The sequence below is a fragment of the Streptosporangium sp. NBC_01810 genome, assembly GCF_035917355.1.
Lineage (GTDB): Bacteria > Actinomycetota > Actinomycetes > Streptosporangiales > Streptosporangiaceae > Streptosporangium.
This window is the reverse complement of the sequence record NZ_CP109070.1, coordinates 1,226,867-1,252,873: the sequence shown is the minus strand read 5'-3', so window position 1 is coordinate 1,252,873 and position 26,007 is coordinate 1,226,867. Positions and strand designations below refer to the sequence as shown.

The 26,007-nt window shown below is 69.9% G+C and carries 24 protein-coding genes; 8 read left to right on the top strand and 16 right to left on the bottom strand.

Features of this window, described 5'->3' with window-relative positions; genetic code table 11:
* Positions 1-18: 18 nt before the first annotated feature.
* Together OIE13_RS05680 and OIE13_RS05675 are read right to left on the bottom strand one after the other, a co-directional pair.
* Entirely contained in the window at positions 19-1,266 is a 1,248-nt protein-coding gene (locus tag OIE13_RS05680; RefSeq protein WP_326829634.1) for a class I SAM-dependent RNA methyltransferase, read from the bottom strand.
* Positions 1,267-1,333: 67 nt separating this feature from the next.
* Positions 1,334-3,373, bottom strand: a complete 2,040-nt coding sequence (locus tag OIE13_RS05675; RefSeq protein ID WP_326642157.1) for an APC family permease — start codon at positions 3,371-3,373, stop codon at positions 1,334-1,336.
* 115 nt (positions 3,374-3,488) lie between these two features.
* Here OIE13_RS05675 and OIE13_RS05670 point away from each other — a divergent pair, with 115 nt between their 5' ends.
* Both OIE13_RS05670 and OIE13_RS05665 read left to right on the top strand, forming a co-directional pair.
* Positions 3,489-4,154, top strand: a complete 666-nt coding sequence (locus tag OIE13_RS05670; RefSeq protein ID WP_326642158.1) for a potassium channel family protein — start codon at positions 3,489-3,491, stop codon at positions 4,152-4,154.
* Positions 4,154-4,825, top strand: a complete 672-nt coding sequence (locus OIE13_RS05665; RefSeq protein ID WP_326642160.1) for a potassium channel family protein — start codon at positions 4,154-4,156, stop codon at positions 4,823-4,825. Before OIE13_RS05670 ends, OIE13_RS05665 begins: the two co-directional genes overlap by 1 nt.
* 226 nt (positions 4,826-5,051) lie before the next feature.
* Here the strand turns inward: OIE13_RS05665 and OIE13_RS05660 are convergent, their stop codons facing one another.
* The 6 genes from OIE13_RS05660 to OIE13_RS05635 all read right to left on the bottom strand — a co-directional run bounded on the left by OIE13_RS05660 (position 5,052) and on the right by OIE13_RS05635 (position 9,194).
* Positions 5,052-5,714, bottom strand: a complete 663-nt coding sequence (locus tag OIE13_RS05660; RefSeq protein ID WP_326646847.1) for a DUF3159 domain-containing protein — start codon at positions 5,712-5,714, stop codon at positions 5,052-5,054.
* Positions 5,715-5,747: 33 nt separating this feature from the next.
* Complete coding sequence (locus OIE13_RS05655; protein WP_326642162.1) at positions 5,748-6,086, bottom strand: OB-fold nucleic acid binding domain-containing protein; 339 nt, start codon at positions 6,084-6,086, stop codon at positions 5,748-5,750.
* Positions 6,087-6,189: 103 nt separating this feature from the next.
* Complete coding sequence (locus OIE13_RS05650) at positions 6,190-6,864, bottom strand: DUF3710 domain-containing protein (protein ID WP_326642164.1); 675 nt, start codon at positions 6,862-6,864, stop codon at positions 6,190-6,192.
* Positions 6,865-7,003: 139 nt separating this feature from the next.
* A complete protein-coding gene (dut, locus tag OIE13_RS05645) occupies positions 7,004-7,447 on the bottom strand; it encodes a dUTP diphosphatase (protein WP_326642168.1) in 444 nt (147 codons plus the stop codon).
* The gene (locus OIE13_RS05640) at positions 7,444-7,998 is read right to left on the bottom strand and encodes a PaaI family thioesterase (protein ID WP_326642170.1); all 555 of its coding nucleotides are present in this window, start codon (positions 7,996-7,998) and stop codon (positions 7,444-7,446) included. Before OIE13_RS05640 ends, dut begins: the two co-directional genes overlap by 4 nt.
* Before the next feature lie 11 nt (positions 7,999-8,009).
* On the bottom strand, positions 8,010-9,194 hold the full coding sequence (locus OIE13_RS05635; protein ID WP_326642172.1) for an AI-2E family transporter: 1,185 nt from the start codon (positions 9,192-9,194) through the stop codon (positions 8,010-8,012).
* Between the two features lie 458 nt (positions 9,195-9,652).
* Here OIE13_RS05635 and OIE13_RS05630 point away from each other — a divergent pair, with 458 nt between their 5' ends.
* A complete protein-coding gene (locus OIE13_RS05630) occupies positions 9,653-9,949 on the top strand; it encodes a DUF4235 domain-containing protein (protein ID WP_326642174.1) in 297 nt (98 codons plus the stop codon).
* 82 nt (positions 9,950-10,031) lie between these two features.
* Here OIE13_RS05630 and OIE13_RS05625 read toward each other — a convergent pair whose 3' ends face one another.
* The 5 genes from OIE13_RS05625 to OIE13_RS05605 form a co-directional block, all read right to left on the bottom strand.
* Entirely contained in the window at positions 10,032-11,408 is a 1,377-nt protein-coding gene (locus OIE13_RS05625; RefSeq protein WP_326642177.1) for an alpha,alpha-trehalose-phosphate synthase (UDP-forming), read from the bottom strand.
* A 55-nt stretch (positions 11,409-11,463) separates the two neighbouring features.
* Positions 11,464-12,270 carry a hypothetical protein gene (locus tag OIE13_RS05620; protein ID WP_326642179.1) on the bottom strand — a complete coding sequence of 269 codons (807 nt, stop codon included), beginning with the start codon at positions 12,268-12,270 and terminating at the stop codon, positions 11,464-11,466.
* An 82-nt stretch (positions 12,271-12,352) separates the two neighbouring features.
* Positions 12,353-12,652: a DUF4193 domain-containing protein gene (locus OIE13_RS05615; protein WP_030914836.1), complete on the bottom strand. Its 300-nt coding sequence runs from the start codon at positions 12,650-12,652 to the stop codon at positions 12,353-12,355.
* 272 nt (positions 12,653-12,924) lie between these two features.
* Entirely contained in the window at positions 12,925-14,247 is a 1,323-nt protein-coding gene (locus OIE13_RS05610) for a sensor histidine kinase (RefSeq protein ID WP_326646849.1), read from the bottom strand.
* A 92-nt stretch (positions 14,248-14,339) separates the two neighbouring features.
* Entirely contained in the window at positions 14,340-14,993 is a 654-nt protein-coding gene (locus tag OIE13_RS05605) for a response regulator transcription factor (protein ID WP_326642186.1), read from the bottom strand.
* Positions 14,994-15,215: 222 nt separating this feature from the next.
* On the opposite strand from OIE13_RS05605, the gene OIE13_RS05600 reads away from it, so the two are divergent.
* Positions 15,216-15,380: a hypothetical protein gene (locus OIE13_RS05600; protein ID WP_326642187.1), complete on the top strand. Its 165-nt coding sequence runs from the start codon at positions 15,216-15,218 to the stop codon at positions 15,378-15,380.
* A gap of 146 nt (positions 15,381-15,526) precedes the next feature.
* Here the strand turns inward: OIE13_RS05600 and OIE13_RS05595 are convergent, their stop codons facing one another.
* The gene (locus OIE13_RS05595; protein WP_326642189.1) at positions 15,527-16,321 is read right to left on the bottom strand and encodes an inositol monophosphatase family protein; all 795 of its coding nucleotides are present in this window, start codon (positions 16,319-16,321) and stop codon (positions 15,527-15,529) included.
* Between the two features lie 35 nt (positions 16,322-16,356).
* Positions 16,357-18,378, bottom strand: coding sequence for a S9 family peptidase (locus OIE13_RS05590; protein WP_326829633.1), 2,022 nt, complete (start codon positions 18,376-18,378; stop codon positions 16,357-16,359).
* Between the two features lie 93 nt (positions 18,379-18,471).
* Here OIE13_RS05590 and OIE13_RS05585 point away from each other — a divergent pair, with 93 nt between their 5' ends.
* Entirely contained in the window at positions 18,472-19,434 is a 963-nt protein-coding gene (locus tag OIE13_RS05585; RefSeq protein WP_326642194.1) for a ferrochelatase, read from the top strand.
* Positions 19,435-19,449: 15 nt separating this feature from the next.
* Here the strand turns inward: OIE13_RS05585 and OIE13_RS05580 are convergent, their stop codons facing one another.
* Positions 19,450-20,910 carry a lytic transglycosylase domain-containing protein gene (locus OIE13_RS05580; RefSeq protein ID WP_326829632.1) on the bottom strand — a complete coding sequence of 487 codons (1,461 nt, stop codon included), beginning with the start codon at positions 20,908-20,910 and terminating at the stop codon, positions 19,450-19,452.
* A 116-nt stretch (positions 20,911-21,026) separates the two neighbouring features.
* On the opposite strand from OIE13_RS05580, the gene OIE13_RS05575 reads away from it, so the two are divergent.
* The 3 genes from OIE13_RS05575 to sepH all read left to right on the top strand — a co-directional run bounded on the left by OIE13_RS05575 (position 21,027) and on the right by sepH (position 25,979).
* Positions 21,027-22,229: an MFS transporter gene (locus OIE13_RS05575; RefSeq protein ID WP_326829631.1), complete on the top strand. Its 1,203-nt coding sequence runs from the start codon at positions 21,027-21,029 to the stop codon at positions 22,227-22,229.
* A gap of 125 nt (positions 22,230-22,354) precedes the next feature.
* Positions 22,355-23,668 (top strand): D-arabinono-1,4-lactone oxidase, encoded by a 1,314-nt coding sequence (locus OIE13_RS05570; RefSeq protein ID WP_326829630.1) that lies wholly within the window; start codon positions 22,355-22,357, stop codon positions 23,666-23,668.
* 571 nt (positions 23,669-24,239) lie between these two features.
* Positions 24,240-25,979: a septation protein SepH gene (sepH, locus tag OIE13_RS05565; RefSeq protein WP_326829629.1), complete on the top strand. Its 1,740-nt coding sequence runs from the start codon at positions 24,240-24,242 to the stop codon at positions 25,977-25,979.
* Positions 25,980-26,007: the final 28 nt, after the last annotated feature.

Below are 26,007 nucleotides of genomic sequence, written 5' to 3'. Positions count from 1 at the left end.
ATAACCGCTGGTCAGAGCCTAGATCGACCCTGTGACCAGCAGCGCCACGCACTCCACGTGGTGGGTCATCGGGAAGGCGTCGAAGGCACGCAGGTCGGCGAGGCGGTAGCCCCCCTCGGCGAACCAGGCAAGATCGCGGGCGAGGGTGGCCGGGTCGCAGGAGACGTACACGATCCGAGTGGCCTCAAGAGTGGTCAAGCGATCGACGATGTCGCGGCCCAGACCCGCCCGGGGCGGGTCGACGACGACCAGGTCCGCGCGCTCGATGCCGAAGCGGTCGAGAGCGTTCTCCACGCGTCCCCGGGCGAAGTGGGCCTGGGGGAGGTCACGGAGGCTACGCTCCGCGTCGCGGACGGCGACGGACTCGGACTCGACGCCGAACACGGCCCCCTCGGGGCCGACCGCCTCGGCGATCCCGGCGGCGAACAGACCGACGCCGCAGTAGAGGTCGAGCGCCCACTCGCCCGGCCGCGGGGCGGCGAACTTCAGGACCGCGTCGAGCAGGGTGGCGGCGGCACCGGGATGGACCTGCCAGAAACCGCTGCCGGTGACCTGGAAGTCGCGTTCGCCGACGCGCTCGACGAGATGGTTGCGGCCGCGGACGACCCGGCTGCGGCCCTTGCCCTCGTCGACGAAGACGGCCACGCTCGTGTCGAGGTCGGGCACGGCCACCGTGCGCCGGGGCTTGGGGGCGATCACGACCGCCTGGTCACCGCTGGAGGAGGCGATGACCTCGACCGAGGAGGCGTTACGCCAGTTCATGACCTCGGCGCCGACGTTCTCCACCTCGGGGTGGGCGATCAGGCAGGCGTCCACCGGCTCGACGTCGCGGGAGCGGTGGCGGCGCAGGCCCAGCCTGCCCTCCCGGTCGACGGCGAACTGGACGCGGGTGCGCCAGCCAAGACCGTCGGGGGCGCCGGGAACCTCCTCGACCACGCCCTTCCAGTCGATTCCGCCCAGACGCTTGAGCTGCTCGGCCACCACGTCGGCCTTCAGGCGGCGCTGGGCCTCCAGGGAGGCGTGCTGCCAGTCGCAGCCACCGCAGCGGCCGGGACCCGCGAACGGGCACGGCGGGCTCACCCGGTCGGCGGAGGGCTCCAGGATCTCGACGGCGTCGGCCCGCAGGAAGCGGGAGGTCTCCTCGGTGATCTCGGCCGTGACGCGCTCGCCGGGCAGCGCGTGCCGCACGAAGACGACCCGGCCGTCATGGCGCGCGACACACCAGCCACCGTGCGCAACCGGTCCTACCGTTAGTTCGATCGCCATGGCCGTCGCCCCCCAGAGAATTCGTCGTCGGTCGAGCCTCCTTGCTGTCAGGAGCGCATATGAAAGGTTATGCCTTGACGTCCTCGTCCCGGACCGTCTCCCGGCGGGGACGGCGGACGGCGCCCGGCGCGAGAGGCTCGGGACGGCCCTTGAGGCGGTCGGAGGAGTGCAGCTGCCAGGGCACGCTGATGACCATCACACCGGGCTGGAACAGCAGGCGGCCCTTCAGCCGCAGCGCGCTCTGGTTGTGCAGGATGTGCTCCCACCAGTGGCCGACGACGTACTCGGGGATGTAGACGCTCACCACGTCGCGGGGAGAGCGGCGGCGCAGCGACTTGACGTACTCCAGGATCGGCCGGGTGATCTCACGGTAGGGCGAGTCGAGCGTCTTCAGCGGCACCGGGATACCGCGCCGCTCCCACTCCTCCTGCAGTTGTTTGGCCTCCTCGCCCTCCACGCCCACGGTGATCGCCTCAAGCTTGGAGGGACGGGTGGCGCGGGCGTAGGCGAGGGCACGCAGGGTCGGCTTGTGGATCTTGGAGACCAGGACGATGGCGTGGTTGCGCGCGGGCAGTATCGACTCGTCCACCGCCGAGTCGTCGGCGGCGAGCTCAAGGGCCACGTTCTCGTAGTGACGGTGGATGCCCTTCATCATCAGGAACAGCACCGGCATGGCCACGCAGACGATCCACGCCCCGTGGGTGAACTTGGTGAGCAGCACGACCACCAGCACCAGCCCGGTCATGACGCCGCCGAAGAAGTTGATGGTCCGTGAGCGGTGCATCTGATGCCGGACCTTCGGGTCGGTCTCGGTTCTCAGGTGCCGGGTCCAGTGCCGGACCATGCCGATCTGGCTCAGCGTGAACGACACGAAGACGCCCACGATGTAAAGGTTGAGCAGGCGGCTGACGTCGGCGTCGAAGCCCCACAGCAGCAGGCAGGCCCCGGCCGCGAGGATCACGATGCCGTTGGAGAAGGCGAGCCGGTCGCCCCGGGTGTGCAGCTGGCGGGGCAGGTAGCGGTCCTGGGCCAGGATCGAGCCGAGCACGGGAAAGCCGTTGAAGGCGGTGTTGGCGGCGAGGAACAGGATCAGCGCGGTGACGGCCGAGATGACGAAGAAGGGCAGCGAGCCGTTTCCGAAGACCGCGTCGGCGACCTGGGAGATGATCGGCTGCTGGTAGTAGCCGGGCCCGGCGGGCCGCCCGTCGATGAGCACGTCACGGAAGGCGACGGCGGGGTCGGCGACCTTGACCCCCGAGGCCAGGCCGAGGGAGATGATGCCGGCGAACATCGTCACCGCGACCAGGCCCATCATCAGCAGCGTGGTCGCGGCGTTCTTGCTCTTGGGCTTACGGAAGGCGGGTACGCCGTTGCTGATCGCCTCGACACCGGTGAGCGCGGCGCAGCCGGTGGAGAACGCGCGCAGGATCAGGAAGGCCGCCGCGAAGGAGGTCAGGTTGGACTGCTCGGCGACGATCTCGTACCCGGCGGTGGGCGCTCGCAGCTCGTCACCGAGGACGAGCACCCGGAAGGCTCCCCACACGATCAGGCCGAGGACGGCGACCATGAAGGCGTAGGTGGGGATCGCGAAGGCCGCACCGGACTCCCGGATGCCGCGCAGGTTCACCAGTGTCAGCAGGACGACGATGACGATCGCGACCAGCGGCTTGTGCTCGGCGACGTAGGGGATGGTGGCACCCACGTAGTCGACGCCGTTGGCGACCGACACCGCGACGGTCAACACGTAGTCGACCATCAGGGCGCTGGCGACGGTCAGGCCGGCGTTCGGTCCGAGGTTGACCGTGGCGACCTCGTAGTCACCGCCCCCGCTGGGGTAGGCGTACACGTTCTGCCGGTACGACGCCACGACGGTGAGCATCACCACCACGACGGCAAGGGCGACCCAGGGGCTGAAGTGGTAGAAGGAGATCCCGGCCAGCGAGAGGATGACGAGGATCTCCTGCGGGGCGTAGGCCACCGAGGAGAGCGCGTCGCTCGCGAAAACCGGCAACGCGATGCGCTTGGGGAGCAACTGCTCGTGTAACTGAGTGCTGCGTAGCGCACGCCCGATGAAAAGGCGTTTGACAAGGTCCGTCACCTTCGACACGTCTGCCGATGCTAGTCGCTATTACCCGGCTCCACTCACGCGGCGCTCCTAAGGGCGCCATACTGGCTGAATACATCGGGAACAAGATCCGCCTCACAGCGACCGGCGGGGGAGCATGCATATCGTGATCATGGGGTGTGGCCGGGTGGGTTCGACACTGGCGCACATCCTTGAGGACAGCGGCCATTCGGTCGCGATCATCGACCGTGACCCGCAGGCGTTTCGCCGCCTGCGGGCCGGGTTCCGGGGGCGCAGGGTAACCGGGATCGGCTTCGACCGGGACGTCCTGGAAGAGGCGGGCATCGAGGCCGCGGGCGCCTATGTGGCGGTGAGCAGCGGCGACAACTCGAACATCATCTCTGCCAGGGTCGCCCGCGAGACGTTCGGCGTGGACAACGTGGTGGCCAGGATCTACGACTCCCGGCGCGCCGAGGTCTACCAGCGGCTGGGCATCCCCACGGTGGCCACGGTCCGCTGGACCGCCGACCAGATCCTGCGCCGTGTCCTGCCAGAGGGCGCCGAGCCGCTCTGGCGCGACCCCAGCGGGCGCGTGGTGCTGGCCGAGGTGGCCTACCACCCCGGCTGGATCGGCACCCCGGTGAGGGAGCTGGAAGAGGCCGCGGGAAGCCGCCTGGCGTTCATCAACCGGATCGGTGAGACCCTGCTGCCCAAGAACGACTCGGTGGTGCAGGAGGGTGATGTGCTGCACGTCATGGCGGTCGAGGCCGACATGGACCGCATCAACAAGGTGCTGTCCGGGGCGCCGGAGGAGGAGCACTGATGCGCGTCACCATCGCCGGCGCGGGGGCGGTCGGCCGGTCGATCGCCGCCGAGCTCCTGGAGAACGGCCACGAGGTCCTGCTCGTCGACATCGACCCCAAGGCCATCAAGATCGACACTGTGCCGCGGGCGGAGTGGCTGCTCGCCGACGCCTGCGAGATCTCCTCGCTGGACGAGGCGGGCCTGGCCGACTGCCACGTGGTCGTCGCGGCCAGCGGCGACGACAAGGTCAACCTCGTGGTGTCGCTGCTCGCCAAGACGGAGTACGGCGTGCCGCGCGTGGTCGCCAGGATCAACCACCCCAAGAACGAGTGGCTGTTCAACGAGTCGTGGGGCGTCGACGTGGCCGTCTCGACCCCGCGCCTGCTGAGCGCGCTGGTCGAGGAGGCGGTCAGCGTCGGCGACCTGGTGCGCCTGATGACCTTCCGCCAGGGCCAGGCCAACCTGGTCGAGCTCACCCTGCCCGAGGACGCGCCGGTCGTCGGCCACCGTGCCGGCTCGGTGCCGTGGCCGAACGACACCGCCCTGGTCGCGATCCTGCGCGAGGGCCGGGTGCTGGTGCCCACCGCCGACGACCCGCTGGAGGCCGGTGACGAACTGATGTTCGTGGCCAGCCAGGAGGTCGAGGAGGAGCTGGCCGAGCTCCTGTCCCCGCACCGCACGCCGCGCTGAAGAGGGGCTTCGGACCGGCATGCCGGTCCGAAGCCCGGTCACCGGTCAGAGGCCCGGTCACCGGCCAGGAACACCCCCGCGAGGGCGCGGGCACGCCGGGACGGCGAAGCAGGGGCCCTGCCGAAGCAGGGGCCCTGCCGGAGCAAGGGTCGTGCCGGAGCAAGGGTCGTGCCGGAGCAAGGGTCGTGCCGGAGCAAGGGTCGTGCCGGAGCAAGGGTCGTGCCGCTCAGGAGGTCGCGGGCCGCACCGGGGTCCGGCCACGGGCCAGGAGCCACACCATGGCGGCGAGTGCCGCGACCTGGAGCGGCCAGCCCATCGCGATCTTGAGGATGCCCAGCTCGGCGACCGCGTCATCCCTGCCGATCAGGTAGACGGGGAGCTGCACCGCCACCCGGATCACACACGGGATCATCAGCAGCCAGGTGAGCCTGGTGCACAGCCTCACCACGGCCGGATCCGCGCGCCACGCGGTCGGGTCACCGGTGACGGACCCGATGAGAAAACCCACCACCGGCCACCGGGTGACGATCGACAGCAGCATCACCACGGAGTAGCCGGCGTTGTAGAGGATGCCCGGCAGGAAGACGTCCTCCGCCTGACCGGTGCGGGAGGCGAAGAACGCGCCGATGCCGATGCCGATCAGGCTGTTGATCACGAACTGCGGCGTCGAGCGCCGCGCCAGCCGCACGACGAGCAGCAGCACCGCGGCCGAGATGCTGACGATCAGGGACATCCTCAGGTCAGCGGTGGTGATCCACATGCCGGTGAAGGCGATGGTGGGTACGGCGGCCTCGATGACGCCCCGCACTCCGCCGAACGCCTTGGCAAGCTGGCTGCGGATCGCGGCCTCGACCGTGTCGTGCGCGGCGGTCTCGCCGGTGGTGGTCATCTTCTCGCTCACCGTCTCGTGGTCCTCGATCGCTCACGCACCGCCCGTCGGGCGCAGCTCGTATCTGGGGTTGAACATGACTTTTCGCCCATCCTGGATGCTGACCAGCCCTTCGGCCAGCACCAGACGGCCAGGCTCGATGCCCGCGATCTTCCTGCGGCCCAGCCAGATCAGATCGATCACATCGGAACCGTCATAGAGCTCCGCCTCCAGTGCGGGAGCGCCCCCGCGAGGACGCAGCGTCACCGTCCGCAGGGTACCGCTCACGCAGAAGCGTCGGCGTCCACTGCACGACACTATGGGCGTGGCGCCGTGCCGGTCGAGGTCCTGCTGGAGCTCGTCAGCCTCCAACTCGGCCTGGCCTGCTGTCATGCGGCGAAAGAAGCCTCGCAGACCGCCCTGTTTATGCGGCTCCTGAGAACCCACGGACCTCTCCTTCACGTACGAGTTGAATCAGCGTACGCGATCCAACCCCTCAGCGAATCTCGGCGATCTCCGGTCCCCGGTCGAACGGGTTGAGGTCGGGCACCTCACCCCCGGTGGCCTGCTGCTCCACGGCCTGCCTGGCCTCGGGGGGCAGCCGGAGCTCGATCGCCTCCTTGGGGGCCATCGGATCGTCGCCGCGTACCACGACTATGTCCCGGACGACACCCTCCAGCGTCTCGGCGACCTCGGCGTCCTGCGCGGCACGCCCGCTGATCACCGCGCGCAGGAACCAGCGCGGCCCGTCCACCCCGATGTAGCGGACCGGCTGCTCGACGCCCTCGGCGGGGATCCTGGCGGCCAGCTCGACGCCGAAGGCTCCCTCCCGCTCCTCGGCGGTGCCTCCGGCGCTCTTCACCCCCTCGACCAGCTCGGCCCTGACCTCGTCCCAGATCCCGCTCCGCTTGGGCGCCGCGAAGGCGTGCACCTGCAGAGCGCTCTCGTTGAACAGGACCACCGCGCCGACGATCTGGTCGCCGGCCAGGTTGAGCTGGACCTCGAAGCCGGGTCCGACCGGCAGGCGCATGCCTCCGAGGTCGACCCGCTCCCGCTCGGGATAGGGCTCGTCCGCGTCCCACGGGCCCGACTCCCGCGACGGGACCTGCGGGGCCTCGTCCACCGCGGCCTTGGCTGCCGGGGACTCCTCACGACGGCGACGTCGGAACATTTTCCTCACGCTCCTTGAAGATTCGCTGGTAACTCATCCCCCGCCGGGTACGGCGGCGGGCGGCCTTGGGGGCCGAAGGCGCGCCCAGGTCCCGGATCATCGTCCGCCACCTCCTTCACCTCGCCGGAGTCACTCCCTGTCAGCGGCCCGTGGACCCGAACCCGCCCGCGCCTCGTACCGATCCGGGCAGCCGGTCCACCTCGTGGAACGCCGCCCTCTCCACTTTCTGGATCACCAGCTGCGCGATGCGGTCTCCCCTGCGCAGCCGCACGGCGTCCTTGGTGTCGGTGTTGAGCAGCGTCACTCTGATCTCGCCCCGATATCCCGCGTCCACGGTGCCGGGCGCGTTGACAAGCGTCACGCCGTGCTCGGCGGCCAAACCCGAGCGCGGGTGGACGAACGCGGCGTACCCGTCGGGCAGGGCGACCGCCAGCCCGGTGCCGACCACGGCCCGCTCTCCGGGGAGGAGTTCGACGTCGGTGACGGCGTGCAGGTCGGCGCCCGCGTCGCCCGGGTGGGCGTACGAGGGCGGCGGCAGGTCGGCGTCGAGCCGGTGGATCAGCACCTCGACGGTGTGGGTCACGGGTTCACCTCGTACTCGTGGTGCTCGTCGATGATCGCTTGGGCGTCACCGTGCTTGGCGAAGTGCTCCATGCCCACCTCGATGAAGAGCGCTGCGGCCCGCACGGCGACCGGGCCGTCCAGGGAACCGATCCGGCCCTCAGCCTCAAGGTACGCCTTCCTGCCCGACATGCCGTTGCACCAGGCACGCATATGCAGGACGGTGCCGACCGGAACCGGGGCGAGATAGTCGGTCTCCAGCCTCGCGGTGACGTAGGGGCGCTGGAAGAGCCACACCAGCATGCCGATGACCTCGTCCATCGCCGTGGCGAGCACGCCGCCGTGCGCCAGGCCCGGCGCACCCTGGTGTGCCGTGCCCACGGTGAACGTGGCGATCACCGTGATCCCGTCGGGGGTGACGGCGGTCAGGCGCAGGCCCGTCGGGTGGTCTTCACCGCAGCCGAAACAGCGGCTGTAGTGGGAGCCGAGGGTGGCGCCGGGGGCGGGCCCGCCGGGAAGCGGCCGCGGAAGGACGGCATCCGGAGGAGGGACGGTCAGGGCGGAACGGGTCACGGAGCAGAACGTTACCCCCTGTGCTGCGGTGATTCCTCATCCACCGGCTTTCCCGCTTCCGCCGCCGGTTCCTCCCCGCCCTCCTTCGGCCCCGCCTCGCCGGGGTCGGGATGCGGCGCGGCGGGTGGCAGGGCGCGCGGTGCGTCACTGATGAGCTTGGGCAGCGCCCGGTAGATCACAGCGGCCACCGGCACCGCCACCACGGCCCCGGCGATCCCCGCCAGGATGCCGCCCACGGCCAGCACCAGGATGATCGCCAGCGGATGGAAGTGCAGCATCCTGCCGACGATCAGCGGTTGGAGCACGTGGTTCTCCAGTTGCTGCTCCACGATCAGGATGCCGATGAAGATCAGGGCGTAGATCGGCCCCTTGGCGCCGAGGGTGACCAGGGTGGCCACGGCACCGGCGAAGAAGATGCCGACGATGGGGATGAAGCTGGCCACGAAGATCAGCACCGCGAGCGGCGCCCAGAGCGGCACGCCCATCCCGGCGAGCACGATGCCCATGACCACGCCGTGCACGGCGGCCACCGCGACCGTGCCCTGCACGTAGTGCGAGAGCGTCACCCAGGCGGTCCGCCCGGCTTGATCGACACGCGGCGCGACCCTGCCGAACCCCTTCAGGAACCACGCCCAGATCCGGTCGCCGTCCTTGAGCATGAAGAACGTCACGAACAGCAGCAGCACGATGGAGGCCAGCACCTCCAGCGCCACCGTGGCGCCGGTGAGGACCGTCTGGGTGATCTCGTTGCGCTGGTTGGTGATCTGCTTGCCGATCTCGTCGACCCAGCTGGTGATCTGGGTCGGCTGCAGATGCAGAGGCCCGGTGTAGAGCCAGTTCTCGACGTCCTTGGCCGTGCTGCGCACCTGGTCGACGAGGCCGGGGAACTCCTCGTTGGCGCGTGCCCCGATGATCCAACCGGTGCCGCCGAGCACGGCGAGCGCGATGATCATGGTGAGCCAGGTGGCGTAGATGGGCTTCATGCCCGTCGCCCGGAGCCGCCGGGTGATCGGGAACAGCAGCGCGGTCAGCAGGAGCGCGATGGCCACCGGCAGCACCACGATGCGCAACGTCGCGATGAACTGGGCGAAGTAGAAGACGGCCCAGCCGATGATGATCAGGCAGAGACTCCACATCGCGAGGCGCAGCAACGTGCGAGGTACCAGGTTCGTCAGACGTTCCCGATCTGAGATCACACGTTCCAGACTGTCATGCCGGGAGGGGAAACGCGCGGGAGTTGTCGCCTTGACACGGGAAGGAGTGGCCCGGCCGGTCGGCCGGGCCATCCGGTGTGCTCTCGGGGGCCGGCGCCCGCCCGGTCAGGGGCCGGCGCTCACCCGGCCGGGTTCAGCGCTCACCCGGCGGGCGGGAGATCACCCTGTCCTCGAGGTAGCAACTGCAGTTACCACATCCTGGCGGCATGCCTGTCCTCCCCTCACCTGTTTTGCCTCGACCGTACGGCAGGATCCCCCGACGGGAAGGACAGATTCGTGTGCGCGACCTGTCTCCTCGCTCTCACCACGGCCCCGGCCCGGTTTCCCCGGCATGGGTGCGAGGCACGGTCACCACTTCGTCATGCCTCGCCATGGCTTCACGCGATATGACGCTCGGGGAGACTAGTGTTCTTCATGCGGACGGAAAACGGGAGGACCACATGGCCGACAAGAGCGAGAAGCAGGACATGGCCTGGAGAGCCATCGGTGGTCTGCTTGGCCTCGTCACCGCCTGGAGCGCCAAGAAGGTCATCGGGTTCGCCTGGGAGAAGAGCACCGGCAGGAAGCCGCCCGCCGACAGTGAGTCGCCGGACATCAGCCTCGGCGAGGCGATCGGCTACGCCGTGGTGATGGGGGTCGGCATGCAGGTGGCGCAGATCGTGGTCGCCCGCGGCGCCAGGAAGCGCTACGACGCGTGGAAGTCCCTGAAGAGCACGGCCAAGGACGCCACCACCTGACGGCGGACGCCGCGGCCCCCGTCCCCTGTCCTCGTCCCGCGGGGGGCGGGGCTGGACGGGAGACGGGGAGCCCGGCGACGGGTCAGGAGGACTCGAGCGAGGTGAGGAACTCCTTCGCCCAGCGGTCCACGTCGTAGGTGGACACTCTCCGGCGCAGCGAACGCATCCGGCGCGACAGGTCGTGCGGGGTCGCCCGCATCGCGGTCAACATGATCCGCTTGAGACCGTCGACGTCGTAGGGGTTGACCATGAACGCCTGGCGCAGCTCGTCGGCCGCCCCGGCGAACTCGCTGAGCACCAGCGCGCCGCGCAGATCATTGCGGCAGGCGACGTACTCCTTGGCGACCAGGTTCATCCCGTCACGCAACGGTGTGACCATCATCACGTCCGCCGCGAGATAGAGCGCGGCGAGCTCGTCGCGGCCGTACGACTGGTGCATGTACTGCACGGGCTGCTGTCCGAGCTCCCCCTGCTCGCCGTTGATCCGGCCGACCTGGAGTTCGATCGAGTCGCGCAACCGCATGTACTCCTCGACGCGCTCCCGGCTCGGCGTGGCGATCTGCACGAACGCCGCCTCGCCCGGTTTGATCTTTCCCTCGGCGAGCAACTCCCCGAACGCCTTCAGGCGCTGGCCGATGCCCTTGGTGTAGTCGAGCCTGTCGACGCCGAGCAGCATGCACTCGGGGTCGCCCAGATCCCGGCGGATCTCCCTGGCCCGGGAGATGATGTGCGGCTCGCGGACCAGCGAGTCGAGCTCGCCGAAGTCGACGGAGATGGGGAACGCCCCGGCGCGCACCACCCGGCCGTCCACGTAGATCTCGTGCTTGTGGTGCTGGAGGCCGAGCAGGTGGCGGCAGAGCCGGATGAAGTTGGACGCGCCACCGGGACGCTGGAACCCGACCATGTCCGCGCCGAGCAGCCCTTCGAGGATCTCGCGCCGCCACGGGAGCTGGACGAACAGCTCGATCGGCGGGAAGGGGATGTGCAGGAAGAAGCCGATGCGCAGGTCCGGGCGGAGCTTGCGCAGCATCGCCGGGACCAGCTGGAGCTGGTAGTCCTGGATCCACACGACCGCGTTCTCCGCGGCCTCCTCGGCGGCCGCCTGGGCGAAACGCTCGTTGACCATGCGGTAGGCGTCCCAGGTGACGCGCGAGTAGATGGGGGTGGCGACCACGTCGTGGTAAAGGGGCCAGAGCGTGGCGTTGGAGAAACCCTCGTAGTAGAGCTCGACCTCGTGCTCGGACAGCGGGACGGGAACGAGCTGCATGCCGTCGTGCTCGAAGGGTTCGAGCCGCTCGCCGGGGGCCCCGTGCCAGCCGATCCAGGCCCCCTCCCTGCGCTGCAGGACCGGGGCTATCGCGGTGACGAGGCCGCCGGGGCTGCGCCGCCACAGGTCCTCCCCCACCCGATCGACGGGGAGACGGTTGGCGACGATCACAAACGTGCTGCGACCCGGCACAGATTCCTCCAGGTAGTCGGGGGCTTACTGAATTAACTACCCGTTCGAGAAGTTTCTATGACTTTCCAGGCGGGAGGGCACGGTGAACTCTCAGATCATTCCGTACGATCTCGCCGAGCTTCTTCGTGGCGGCGCGGTTGAGGAACCCTCCGGCCACGGCGCCGGTGAGGAAGGGGCCGAAGGTGGTGAGGTGGCGTCCGAGAGTGCGCATCAGCCTGTTGCGCAGGGCGGTCCTGGTGGCGGTGCCGAGCGCGACGGTCATCGTTCCCGGGGACAGGGGGTCGACACCGCGCTGCCTGGACCAGGCCGCCGCGAAGGCCATGGCCCGCTGGGAGACGTTGCCGGGCACCTGCATCCCGTACACCTCGTGGAGCTCGGCGATGAGCTTGACCTCGATCGCCGCGACGACGAGGGTCTCGGCCACCAGCTGGGCGGGGGCGGAGAGCAGCAAGGGGGGAGCGGCGAACTCGGCGGCGGCGACGGCCCCGCCGATGGCCCCGACCGTCATGGTGGCCTTGGCCGCGGTGCGCACCAGGTCGTCGGCCAACGCCTCGGCGGTGAGGCCGTGGTGGTGCTCGGAGAGGGTGTGCAGGTCCCGGATGGGTATGCGGGGGGCCACGGCCATGAACACGTCGGTCAGCCAGCGGCCACGGTCCCTCCCCGACGCCCTGGCCTTCTTCGCCCGCTGGGACAGCGCCTTCGTGAGGCGGCCGAGCAGCCGTCGCCGCTCGGCCCCATCCATGTCGCCCGGCTCCGCGAGCCGACCGACGATCTCAGCCACTTCCCGATCAGGCGCGCCGTCCGACTCCCCTGCCGTGGAGTCGTCCGGCGCCTCACCGGTCTGCCTGTTCTCTGACGTCATGTCTCGGAACCTCCTCAAGGCTGTCCTGGGACCCTATCCATAGCTGGAAGAGCACACCTCGGACAGGCCATCGGAATCATCGTCAAGCCGCACATTCCCGACATATCTGCTGGCCGTTCTTCTCAACGGCGAGCTGACTGCGGTGGTGTACCAGGAAGCAGCGCGCGCAGGTGAACTCGTCGGCCTGACGAGGAATCACCCGGAGCGAAAGCTCCTCGTTCGACAGGTCCGCACCCGGCAGTTCGAGCGACTCGGCGAGATCCGTCTCGTCGATGTCGATGCTGCCCGAGGACTTGTCGGTACGGCGGGCCTGCAGTTCCTGAAGACTGTCCTCACTGAGGTCGTCGTCGGTCTTGCGTGGGCTGTCGTAATCGGTAGCCATCGGTCTGCTCCATCCCCCTCATCTAGCTGTGTGCGCTCACTCGCGCGTGTGTAACGTTCGAGAGGCACGACTTGTGCCCGATCTGCCGACGAGATTCCTGCTTCGGTACCCTGCCGGAAAGGTCACTGAACCTCCCTACACGTGAGGGACGTACCGCCAATGGCAACGGTTAGCCAAATATGGCGTAAACCACAGCATCGGCGGCATGCACCACCGTGTTCGACGGCACATCCAACCACATGTACGGCGTGAACGAGACGCCCCCCGCCGGATCAACGTGCCTGAAGTCGCACGGTGACCACCAGACCTCCTCCGTCACGGGGGATGGCGGTCACGTTGCCCCCATGGGCCCGCACCACCGCGCGGACGATGGAAAGCCCGAGCCCCGCCCCCTTGTCGGAGTCGACCCGGTCGGCGTTGAGCCGCCGGAACGGCTCGAAAAGGCTGTTCACCTCGTACGCGGGGACATGTGGCCCCGTGTTGGCCACCTGAACGACCAACGCGCCCTCCACCATTCCCGTCCTGACCCACAGGCGTCCTGCGTCGGGGAGGTTGTGCTTGATGGCGTTCTCCACCAGATTCGCCACGCAGCGCTCCAGGAGCACCGGATCACCGACGGTCTCGGCATCGCGGAGCTCGGTGACCACGGTGACCCCGGCCTCCGCGGCCCGCGTGGCGAGCTGGTCGACGGCCGTCTCGGCCACGTCCTTCATGTCCACCGGCTTGCGCACGCTCAGCTCGCGCTCGCTCCGCGCCAGCAGCAGCAGTCCCTCGATCAGGCGTTCGTTGCGGGCGTTGACCTCCAGGAGGGTGCGGCCCAGCGCCTTGAGATCGCCCGACGCCTCCGGGTCGCCCAGCGCGATCTCCAGCACCGTCCGGTTGATCGTCAGCGGGGTGCGGAGCTCGTGCGAGGCGTTGGCCACGAATCTTCGCTGTGTGTCGAAGGCCACATTGAGCCTGGTGAGCATCTCGTCGAAGGTGTCGGCCAGCTCCTTCAGCTCGTCGTCGGGCCCCTTGAGGTCGATCCGCTCGTGGGCGAGCGTGGAGCCCGACAGCTTGCGGGCCGTGGCGGTCATCTGCTGGATCGGCTTGAGCGCCCGGTCGGCGACGATGTAGCCGATGATGACCGCCAGGATGCCGACCCCCAGCAGGGCCAGCAGCGAGCGGGCCAGCAGTTCCTTCTGCGCTTGGGCGATCGCGGCGTGCTGGTACCAGTACCACTGCCGCTCGACCAGGCGCACCTGGTCGGGAGGCATCAGCTCGTCCAGGTCGAGCGGGAAGCTCGGCCACGCCGTGTTCAGAGACCAGCCCACCATCAGGTAGATCACGACCATGAGCAGGGCGCCCGCGGTGAAGAACAACGTCGCGTAGGTGATGGTCAGCCGCCACCGGATGCTGACCCGGCCCACGATCGCCCGCAGCCGGTCCAGCAAGGTGTGATCGACCGGCACCGCGCCCGCCGGGGGCGGCCCGTCCCACGCGGGCGGGCCGGTCGGCGGCGGGGGCTGGGCACCCGCCTTCCCAGCCTTCTCCGGGGCTCCCGACGCGAGCTGCTCACTCTTCCGGGCGCCCCGCTCGGAGTGCGGGCTGATCATCGGATGGGTCGGCACGGACTCCCGGCCCTCGTCCGCCGGGACGTCCGCCGGGACGAACGTCGGGCGTTCCTCTCCCCCGCCTGCCGTAACGCTCACAACCTGTACCCGACCCCGGGAACCGTCTCGATCACCTGAGGCTCGCCCAGTTTCTTTCTCAGCGTCATCATGGTGACGCGCACCACGTTGGTGAACGGGTCGATGTTCTCGTCCCACGCCTTGTCCAGCAGGTCCTCCTGGCTGACCACCGCGCCCTCGGCGCGCATCAGCTCCTCCAGGACCGCGAACTCCTTCTTGGTCAGCGCGATCTCCCCGCCGTCCCGGGTCACCAGCCGCTTGCCCGGATCCAGGCGGACCCCCGACCGCTCCAGCACCGGCGGCAGCGCCGGGGCGGAGCGGCGCCCGAGCGCCCGCACCCGCGCGACGAGCTCGATGAACACGAAGGGCTTGGCCAGGTAGTCGTCAGCTCCCAGCCCCAGTCCCTCCACCTTGTCGTCGACGTCGCCCGAGGCGGTCAGCATGAGAATCCGCGACGCGGTACGGGAGGCCACCAGCCGGCGGCAGACCTCGTCTCCGTGCACCTTGGGCAGGTCACGGTCCAAAACGATGACGTCGTAGTCGATGTAGCCCGTCCGCTCCAGCGCGCCGGCGCCGTCGTAGGCCACGTCCACGGCCATCGCCTCGCGCCGGAGCCCGGTCGCGATCGCGTCGGCGAGCACCCGCTCGTCCTCGACCACAAGCACTCGCACGGCTTATGGCACCTCCCGTCACATTCCATGAGCAGCCGCTGGGACGGCTCCTCATTCTCGCCCCAACCCCTGTAAGCACACGGTAAGGCCCTCTCCGGGGTAGACACTCCGTGTGATGTCGGAAACACACAGGTTTAGCTACCGGGTCACCGTGGGTACAGCCGCTTCCAGTCTCTATCGCGGTATCTTCCGCCCCCATGAGCCCGTGAGAAAGAAGGTGAGATGGGCGAGTTCACCACCACAATCGAACACCGCCTCGACCAGGCATACAGGAATCTGCGGGAGGCCAGGTCCTCCGGCGACGACTACCTCGCCGACACCTTCAGCACCGAGATCGAGGATCTACACCGTCTAGCCACAGACAACGGCGTCCCCATCCGGCGCTGAGGCGTCCCCATACGGCGCCGATGGGAGGCCGATGGGAGAGAGCCCTCCGGCCAGGAGACGGCCGGAGGGCTTTTCGTCCGCCCGCCCCGGTCGGGACGACGGGGCGGGGGACGACGGGGCGAGAAGCCGGAGCCGAGGACACGACCTCAGGCGTCGCGTTCCGGATCCAGCGGGAGCAGCAGGTCGTGCAGTTCCTCGAACAGGCCAGGCGCCGCGCACAGGACGAGGCCGGGATTGGCAGGCCTGCCGGCCAGTCCACCGAGCCTGGCCCCCGCCTCCTGGGCGATGAGGCCGCCGGCCCCGTAGTCCCAGGGGTTCGTGCCGCGCTCGTAGTAGCCGTCCACCCGTCCCGCCGCCACCGAGCAGAGGTCCGAGGCAGCCGATCCACCCCTGCGGATGTCACGTACCCGTGGCAGCACGTGACGGAGCACCTCCGCCTGCACCTCGCGTCGCCCGCTCTCGTAGCCGAATCCGGTGGCGATCAGTGCCCGGTCCAGCGGCACACCGGTGTTGCAGCGCAGCCGCTCCCCCGCCAGCCACGCGCCCTCGCCCCTGACCGCGGTGAACACCTCTCCGCGGGGCACGACGTTGACCACCCCCGCGATCACTTCACCGTCCACCTCGACCGCGATGCTGACCGCCCACTCGGGCAGCCCGTACAGGAAGTTGACGGTCCCGTCGATCGGGTCGACGATCCAGCGGACCCTGCCGTCGCCGGTGGAGCCCCCCTCCTCGCCGAGGATCGCGTCTCCGGGCCTGACCGCCCTGATCCTGTCGCGGATCAGCACCTCCGAGGCCCGATCGAGGGCCGTCACCACGTCGGTGGGGCTGGATTTGGTAACCAGCACCTCGGGACGGGGTGGGCGCTTGGCCAGGAGCATCTCACCGGCCTCCCTGGCTATTTCCTCCGCCAACCGGCCGAAGGTCACGGCATTGTCCACGATCCGCTCATCACTCCTTGCTCGTTCCACCGTACTCACGAGAGCGACTCCGGGCGCTTCCACTCGCGGCCAAGGACATGCTGGTCCAGGAAGGCCATGACGGTTTCGTACCAGACGATCGCGTTGCCCGGCTTGAGCACCCAGTGGTTCTCATCGGGAAAGTACAGGAACTTCGACTCCACGTCGGAGCGCTGCAGGTCCCACCAGAGCCGCAGCGCCTCGCCGATGGGGACCCGATAGTCCTTGTCACCGTGGACGACCAGCATCGGGGTGGAGATGTTCCCCAGCGACAGGTGCGGGGAGAGCTTCGCGTACAGCCCGGTGCCCGGGGCTCCGAACTCGCGCTGCCAGTACATGGACCCGTCGGTGGTGCCGGCGAACTGGTCGAGGTTCCAGAGCGAGGCATGGGTGACGATCGCGCTGAACCTGTCGGTGTGCCCGGCGACCCAGTTGGCCATGTAGCCGCCGAACGAGCCGCCCATGGCGGCGGTCCTGGTGGCGTCGACCTCGGGTAGCTCCAGCGCGGCGTCGGTGATCGACATCAGGTCGGCGTGGGTACGCGGGCCCCAGTTGGCCCAGCCGCGCCGGATCATCTCCGGCCCGTAACCTGTGGACATGCAGGGGTCGGGAAGCAGCACGGCGTAACCGTGCTGAGCCATGATCCAGGGGTTCCAGCGCCAGGACCAGTCGTTCCAGCTGCCGAGCGGGCCACCGTGGATCCACAGCAGGACCGGCGCGGGGTTCTTCGACGAGGCTCCCTCGGGCAGCGCCAGCCAGGCCCTGATCTCCACGCCGTCGTCGGCGGTCGCGGTCACCTCAGTGAGCGTTCCGGGCGGCTCCAGCTCGGGGGCGGGGGAGGGCAGCCTTTCGACGGTGCCGTCCGCGGCCACCCTGACCGGGGCCGCGGGCGCGTCCACCGCGCCGCGCAGCGCGTAGACGGTTCCGTCGGGCGCGACGTCGAGCGAGGCGTACGCGCCGTCGTCACCGGTGAGCCGCTCCGGCGCGGAGCCGTCGGCCGGGACCAGGAAGATCGGGCGGCGGCCACGATGGTCGGCGGCCACGAACAGCGAGCGGGAGTCGGGTGCCCAGACGATGTCGGAAGGCCAGAGCGCCCCGCCCGCCGGACGCCCCTCACCGGTGGCCAGATCGACGATCCACAGGGTGCTCTCGGGGATCTTGTCGATGTCGGCGTGGTTGCTCCGGACGCACGCGACCAGGCGTCCGTCGGGAGAGATCTTGACAGGCCCGCCGAAGTCGTGGCCGTTCTCGGCGGCGAGGACCCGCCGGGCACCGCCGTTGGTCGCCTCGATGGTGACCAGTTCGAAACGGAGCTCGCCGTGCGGCATTGAGACACCCCAGGTGGCCACGACCGTGGAGCCGTCCGGCGTCACGTCGTAGGCGCTGTGGCCGGCCAGTGCCTTGCCCGGCTGCGGGGTGAGGTCCCTGACCTCGGTCAGCCGTTCCTCCTCGCTCAGCGTGCCCGCGAACAGCCGGGGTTCGCCGGGGCCGAGGTCGTGATCCCAGTAACGCACCGGGTAGCTCTCGTGCAGGATCGCACTGATCCCCGCATCCTTGCGCGTCTTGCGCCGCTCGGCCTCCCCCGCCTCGTCGCCCGGGAGCACGTCGGAGCAGAAGACCACGGTCTGCCCGCCGATCGCGAACCCGGCGACACCCCCCGGCCTGGAGGCGATCTGCCGGGCCTCTCCTCCCGCCGCGGGCAGCAGCCAGAGCGCCGGAACCTCCTCGTCCGCCTCCTTGACCGTCGGGTCGGGCCGGCGCGAGCCGAAGAGCAGATCACCACGCTGGGTGAACTCGGCCCCGGCCTCACCCTTGACCGATCTGGTCAACCGGTGCGGCCGTCGGCCGTCCAGCGGGATTTCCCAAAGGGAGGTTCCGTAGGATCTGCCATCGGGGTTGAGCGCCTGCACCACGCTGACCAGGCGCGTTCCATCGGGGGATAGCCGCAGGGATGCCACCCGCGGCACACCGACATAATCGCGGATGTCGTTAAATGGGGTCACGGTTTCGAACCTACCCCGGCTGCCGTCTTCGGACATGCCCCCAAACACGCATCCACAAATGTTGTTGATGACGAACTACTCATGGTGACCATGCGAGAGAACGCCCCGGCATGCGGTTTGATGAAGGCCATGGGGAATTACGACGCACTCCTCGTCGTCTCGTTCGGGGGACCCGAAAAACCTGACGACGTGATGCCGTTCCTGGAGAACGTGGTGCGGGGCCGCGGGATCCCGCGCGAGCGGCTGCTGGAGGTCGAGGCGCACTACCGGCGCCTCGGCGGGGCCAGCCCGATCAACCAGCAGTGCCGCGACCTGATCGCGGCCGTGAAACCGACCGTCGACCTTCCGGTCTACTGGGGCAACCGCAACTGGCACCCCTACCTGGAGGACACACTCCGCGAGATGGCGGGCGACGGTGTGCGCAGGGCAGCGGCCTTCGTCACCTCGGCCTACAGCTCGTACTCGAGCTGCCGGCAGTACATCGACGACATCGCGCTCGCCAGAGCCGCGGTCGAGGGCGCCCCCGAGGTGGTCAAGCTCCGGCACTACTTCGACCACCCGGGCTTCATCGCGGCGATGGCCGACCACACCCGCGAGGCGCTGGACCGGCTGCCCGACGGGCTCGGCGACTCCGCCCGGCTGGTCTTCACGGCGCACAGCATCCCGATCTCGATGGCCGAGACGGCCGGAGAGAGCGGCGGGGCGTACGAGGCGCAGCTGCGCCGCGCGGCCACGCTGGTCACCGCGGAGCTGGGCGGCGACAGGGCGTGGGACCTGGTCTGGCAGAGCCGGAGCGGCGCCCCTCACATCCCGTGGCTGGAGCCCGACGTCTGCGACCACCTGCTGGAGGTCGACGCCCAGGCGGTGGTGCTGGTGCCGATCGGCTTCGTCTCCGACCACATGGAGGTCGTCTACGACCTCGACGTGGAGGCCGCGGAGACGGCGAGGAAGATCGGCCTGCCGCTGGTCAGGGCGGCCACGGCCGGCACCCACCCCCGGTTCGTCTCGATGGTCGGGGAACTGCTCGCCGAGCCCGAACCCGTCGCGTGCTCGGCCACCTGCTGCCCGGCGCCACCGCGCCGCCGCGGGTAGGGCGCGCGTGCGCCTTCAGGGGTAGGCGTCGGCATAGCCGCGGGAGATGGCCAGGACTTTGGAAACGTACGACCAGGAGTGGTTGTAGAACCAGATGGCCTTCTCCAGCTTCTTGCCGCCCTGGGCCGCCCCGTTCGCGCACAGGTAGTTGGCCGCCGAGGGGACCGCGTCGTAGGGGCTCCAGATGTCGGCGACGCCGTCGCCGTCGCCGTCCACGCCGTAGGCCTTCCAGGTGGCGGGCATGAACTGCATCGGGCCCTGCGCACCCGCCGAGGAGGGGCCGTTGTTGCGCCCGTGGGAACTCTCCACCTGGCCGATCGCGGCCAGGACCGTCCAGGAGAGCCCCGGGCAGATCTCGGCCGACCTGCGGTAGAGCTCCAGGTAGCTGCCGGGTCTGCCGACCGTCACCCGGGCCGCCTTCGCGGTCGACCCGCCGGTGGTGGTCTTGCCCGCGGTGGTCTTGTCGGTGGTGGTCTTGCCCGCGGTGGTCTTGTCGGTGGTGATCTTGTCGGTGGTGGTCTTGTCGGTGGTGGTCTTCGCCGTGGCGGCCGCACCGACGGCGACCACGTGGGAGCCCGGGCCGAGCAGCCTGCCCACCCGCGCCTTGAGAACGGCGGTGGCCTTCCGGGGCCCGTGCACGAGCAGCGCCACCCCCGGCAACAGGCCCAGCCGGCGGCCGGTCTCGGTGCCCACGATGCCGTCCACACCCGGCAGGCCGAAGGTGGCCGAGGCCGCTGCCCGTAGCCGGGGACCGTCGTCCACCTGGTACTCCGCGCCGAGGACCAGGCCCAGGCGGCGTGCCGCCGAGCTGTCGGCGACGAACTCGCCCCTGGCCAGGGCGCTCCACACGCCCTGCTGATCGGCGACGGCCCTGGGGGCCCACGCCCGGAAACGGTCGGGGTCGACCGCGATGAGGTTGAGCCCGACCCCGGACACCTTGACCGCCCCGCCGTCGAAGGAGTCGATCTTCTGGACGTACTTGAGCCGGGAGATGTCCTCCTTGGTCTGCTCGGTCAGCGTCGACGGTGATATGACCAGCAGCCGAGGCGGGGTGGAGGCGGGCCCTGGCCCCGCTGTCCCTACCGGGCCGGGAGCCGCTGTCCCTACCGGGCCGGGGGCCGCTGTCCCTACCGGGCCGGGGGCCGAGGACGGCCGCGAGGCCGGGTTCTCCGGGGCGGCCTCCCCGCCCACCGGGTTGTTCGGGCCGGGGCTCCCCCGGTCCGGGCTCGGCGGATCCGGACTCCCGGGGTTTTCCGGGTTCGCCGCGTCTGCCGTGGCCGGCGGGACCGCCGTCCGGCCGACCACCGGCGCGAGCGCCGACAGGTCCCGGATGCGGGACTCCACGACGGCGTTCCCATCCGGGGCCGCGGGACGACCGCCGGTGATCACCGCGAGCGCGACTCCGCCGAGAGCGACAAGTGCGGTCAGAGCAACCACTACTGGGACGAACACCCTCAACCCGGGAAGACGTGACACCGAGCTCACGTTAGCCTCAACGGACCGCGTCGGGAGCCGTTGCCTGGAAATCACTTGCCGAGGAGCGATTCCGTGCGGAATCGTCAGGATGTTTCACACGCATAGAGCATCAAGAGGTGTCAGTGGTCGGGCCGTACCGAGGGCTCTTCAGCACGCCCGGCGTCAAGGGTTTCGTCATCGCGGGATTCTTCGGGCGAATGCCCATGTCGATGCTCGGCATCGGCATCGTGCTGCTCATCGAGGCGCTCACCGACTCCTATGCGACGGCGGGGGCGGTCGCGGCCACCGTCAGCGTCTCCTACGCCATCGCGGCTCCCCTGTCGGGGCGTCTGGTGGACAGGTTCGGCCAGGCCAGAATAGTCATCCCGCTCACCCTGGCGCACGGCGCCACGCTGACCGGCATGATGCTCTGCGCCGAGTTCGGCGCCCCCCGGTGGACGCTCTTCGCCACCGGTGTGGCGGTCGGCGCGACCGCGCTCTCGCTCGGCTCGCTGGTGCGCGCCCGCTGGTCGCACCTGCTGGGCGGGACGGCGAGGCTGCACACGGCGTTCTCCTTCGAGTCGGTCGCCGACGAGGTCATCTTCGTCGCGGGCCCGGCGCTGGTCACTGCCCTGGCCACCATGATCAACCCGTACACGGGCCTGATCGTGGCTCTGGTCTGCACGACCGTGGGCACCATCGCCTTCGGGTTGCAGCGTGGCACGGAGCCGCCCGTCCGCCCCAGGGAAGAGCGCTCGGGCACCCCGATCACCATCCCCGGCGTCGCCCTGATGTCATGCGCCTTCCTGGCGATGGGGGCGGTGTTCGGCTCGGTCGACCTGGTCACGGTGGCGTTCGCCGAGGAGGAGGGCGTCAAGGCCGCCGCCGGACTGCTGCTCGCCTCGTTCGCCGGCGGGAGCCTGGTCTCGGGGCTCTGGTACGGCGCGCGGCAATGGACCGTCTCGCTGCGCGGCAGGTTCATCGGCTCGCTCGCGGTGTTCGCCGTGGGCCTGACCCCGATCATGCTCATCGACGATGTCAGGGTCATGGCGGGCGCGCTCTTCCTGGCCGGGCTGGCCATCTCCCCGACCGTCATCACCGGCTACAGCCTGACCGAGCGGCTGGTCCCCGCCCACCTGCTCACCGAGGGCATGGCGTGGATCTCGACCTCGGTCGGATTCGGCGTGGCGATCGGCGCGTGGGCGGGCGGCAGGCTCACCGACGCGTTCGGCGCTTCCAACGCCTACGGGTTCTCCTTCGTCTGCGCCCTGCTGGCCGTGGCGATCGGCGTCGGCGGCTCCGCCTGGCTGCGAACCCCTGTCGCCCGGCAACAATCATGAGTATTGTTCATATTTACTGGCGGAGCGAGTGACGAACCGGCGGTAACCCGCGTGTCGCGAGCGGGCGTCCCGGGGACGCCGTGCCCACGAGGCGTCCGGGTGACACCCGCAGGGCAGGAGTGAGCATGGGCGAGACCTTCCGCAACTGGGCGGGGAACCAGTCCGCCACCCCCGCGGAGGTCCGTACACCGTCCTCCGCCGAGGAGGTCTCGCGGGCGGTGCGCGATGCCGTCGCCTCGGGACGCCGGGTGCGGATGATCGGCACCGGGCACTCGTTCACCGCGGTCGCCCTGACCGACGGCGTCCTGCTGCGGCCGGACGCGCTGACCGGGATCCGCGAGGTGGGAGACGGCTGGGTGACGGCCGAGGCGGGGACGACGATCGGCGTGCTCAACGGGGAACTGCACCGCAGGGGTCTGGCCCTGGCCAACATGGGCGACATCGACGCCCAGACGGTGGCCGGGGCCATCCAGACCGGCACCCACGGCACCGGCAGGGACATCGGCGGGCTGGCCGACCAGGTAGTGGCGCTGGAGATGGTGCTCGCCGACGGCGAGATCGTCACGGTCCGCGGCGACGGCGAGGGGAAGATCCGCGGGATGGCCGAGCAGGACCTGTTCGACGCGGCCAGGGTGGGCCTGGGCGCGCTCGGCGTGGTGACCGCGGTGACCTTCCGGGTGGAGCCCTCCTTCCTGCTGCGCAGCGTCCGGGGGCCGATGGCACTGTCCTCGATCCTGGACTCCCTCGACTCCCTCGTCGCCGGCAACGAGCACTTCGACTTCTTCTGGATGCCGCACACGGACACCTGCCTGACCAAGCGCAACAACCGCAGCCCCGGCCCGGCCCGGCCGCCGAGCGCGTTCAGGCACTGGCTCGACAACCACTTCGTGGAGAACACCCTGTTCGGCGCGGTGTGCGGCATCGGTGGCCGCCACCCGGGCGCCATCCCCCGGCTCAACGCGCTCTCGGCCGCGACGTTGTCGGCCTCGACCCACACCGACGCCTCGCATCGGATCTTCACGAGCGTGCGCCAGGTGCGCTTCCTGGAGATGGAGTACGCCATCGCGCGTGAGCACCTCGGTCAGGCCCTCCGCGAGGTCCGCGACCTGCTGGAGGCAACGGACTGGAAGATCAGCTTCCCGATCGAGGTGCGGGTCACCCCCGCCTCGGACGCCTGGCTGTCCACCGCCTACGGCAGGGACTCGGCCTACATCGCCTGCCACGTCTACCGGCCGACACCGAACCCCGCCTACTTCGAAGGCGTTGAGGAGATCATGGCGAGGATGGGTGGCCGCCCGCACTGGGGCAAGCTGCACACCCGCGACGCGGCCTACCTGACGGCGGTCTATCCCCGGTTCGCCGACTTCCTGGCGGTACGGGACGTCCTCGACCCCGGACGCGCCTTCGGCAACGAGTATCTCGACACCGTCCTGAGGTGAAGGACCCCCGCCCCCGCCGCCCGTTCCCCCGATTCGGTCGCTTCTCACAAGCTTTCGGTAAAGGGTGGCGCAAAGGCTCGCTCGAAGAGTGACGCGTCCGCGTGTCCCGTCGTTCCCCCGGCGTGTGCGACGGGCAGATTCGCAGACACCCGCGCCGCTCGACCCCGAGGGAGTCCGCTGGAGATGACCTTCTCCCGCCGTCCATGCCAGCCGCCGCCGCGATCCGTCGTCACGGACCGCGACGACCGCCCCCCGCACAACGCCGCGATCGCGACGTCCCCTCCCCGGATCGGCGGACCGGCCTCACCGCCATCTCCCGGTTCTTGGTGGAAGTCCGCAGCGGTTCACGGAGTTATCCGTGAGAATCCCTTGAGGATCCCGAAGTTGCTGCTCCAGACCGGTGCCCTGTAATTAGATGAATGGAGCAAATGTGACCGGCGTCACATCGCTGCGAGCCCCATCCAGGAAGGCGATGTTCGGACATGCCGGGTACGGTGCTGGCAGGCAACCGGCACACGCGAGAGACTCAAGGGTCCGGGGGAAGATTGAGCACGACGACGAAGGGACTCGCATGCAGGAGCTCCGACTCGTCGCGGTGAGTGAGGACGGAACCTATCTCGTGCTGGCGACAGCCGGCCGGGGTACCCGGTTCACGCTGCCCGTCGACGACCGGCTCCGTGCTGCCGTCCGCGGCAACTTCTCCCGTCTCGGCCAGTACGAGATCGAAGTGGAGAGTCCGTTGCGCCCCAAGGAGATCCAGGCCCGGATCCGTGCCGGCGAGACCGCGGAGGAGATCGCCAATACGGCGGGCATCCCGGTCGAGCGCGTGCGGTGGTTCGAGGGCCCCGTGCTCCAGGAACGTGAGTACATGGCACAGCAGGCGCAGCGCTGCGCCGTACGCCTGCCCGGCGACTCCGCTCCCGGTCCCACTCTCGGCGACCTGGTCGCCGAGCGGCTGACCCGCCGCGGCGTACCCGCCGACGAGATCGAGTGGGACTCCGCCAAGCGGGACGACAACATGTGGCGCATCAAGCTCGGGTTCGTGTGGAACGGTCACACGCGCAACGCCGAGTGGCTCTTCGACCCGCGCCGGCGCCACATCACGCCCCACGACGACGAGGCCCTGCTCCTGTCCAGCGGCGAGGACGTCAACCCGGTCGAGGACACCACGGTCACGCCGTTCGTGCCGCGCGTGGCCAAACTCGCTCCGGTGCCGCCGCTGGCACCCGAACCGCCGAACCAGCAGCCGGTCGCGTTCCCATCGGTCCTGCGGCACGAGCCCGCGGCCCAGCACCGGCCCGCCTATCAGCAGCCGCCCATGCCGCCGCTCCCCGCCGGATACGAGGCCCCGAGGGTGTCGGTGCCGCCGCTGCGCGCTCCCGACCCGGCCGGATACCAGCCTGGCAGGATCCCGGAGCCCACCGTTCCGGCGGCCGAGGACTCCGATCCCGCCGCGTGGATCAGGCCTCCGGAGCCGGTGTCGCCGGAGCCCGTCACCGTGCACGAGCCGCTCCCCTCCCCGGAGCCGGAGCCCGCGGCACCCGCCGCGCCGCAACCCGTTGCCGCTGTCCAGCCACCGGTGACGGCGGCCGGGCCGTCTTGGGAGTCGTCTCCGGTCGGGCCGCCCTCGGCCGGCGCACCGGAGCCGGCGCCCGCCACGGCGCGGGAACCGGTCACCGGATCCGGCGTGCCCGAGCAGGTCGCCACCGAGCCGGCTCTCGCGCACGTGTCGGCCGCCCCCCCGGAGCCGATGGCCGCCGTGGCCACGGCCGAACCCGTGGCCACGGAGGTCGCGAAGGCACCGGAGGTCACGAAGACACCGGAGGTCACGAAGGCTCACAAGGGGGCTGAGGTTTTCGAGGTCGCCGAGGTTTCGGAACCCTCCCGGCCCACCGCCGCACCCCCACCGGAGCCGGTCCCGGCCGCCGTCCTGTCCAAGCCCGCCGAGCAGCGGTCCACCCCGGGCGGGAAGGCGGCAGAGCAGCGAGACTCCACGAAAGCGGAGAACGGCACCGCTGCGAAGGAGACCCCCGCGCCGGAGACCGAACCAGCCCAGGAGGGCTCGATAGCTGTACCGGCGGCGCGCGTCAGCGTGGACGAGCGGGCCAAGGCCGAGCCGGGCAGGCAAGAGACACAGGGGGACACGGGGGCCATGCAGGAGACCAAGGTCGACAAGCCCGCGGCGGAGAAGCCCGCGGAGCCGCCGAAGCCGGCACCGGCTCCGGCGCGACCTGCCAAGAAGTCCCGAGGGCGGCGCGCGTCCGTGCCCACCTGGGACGAGATCATGTTCGGCGCTCGCCGCCAGGACTGACCCGCACCGCGTCAGGCGGGGGTGACCG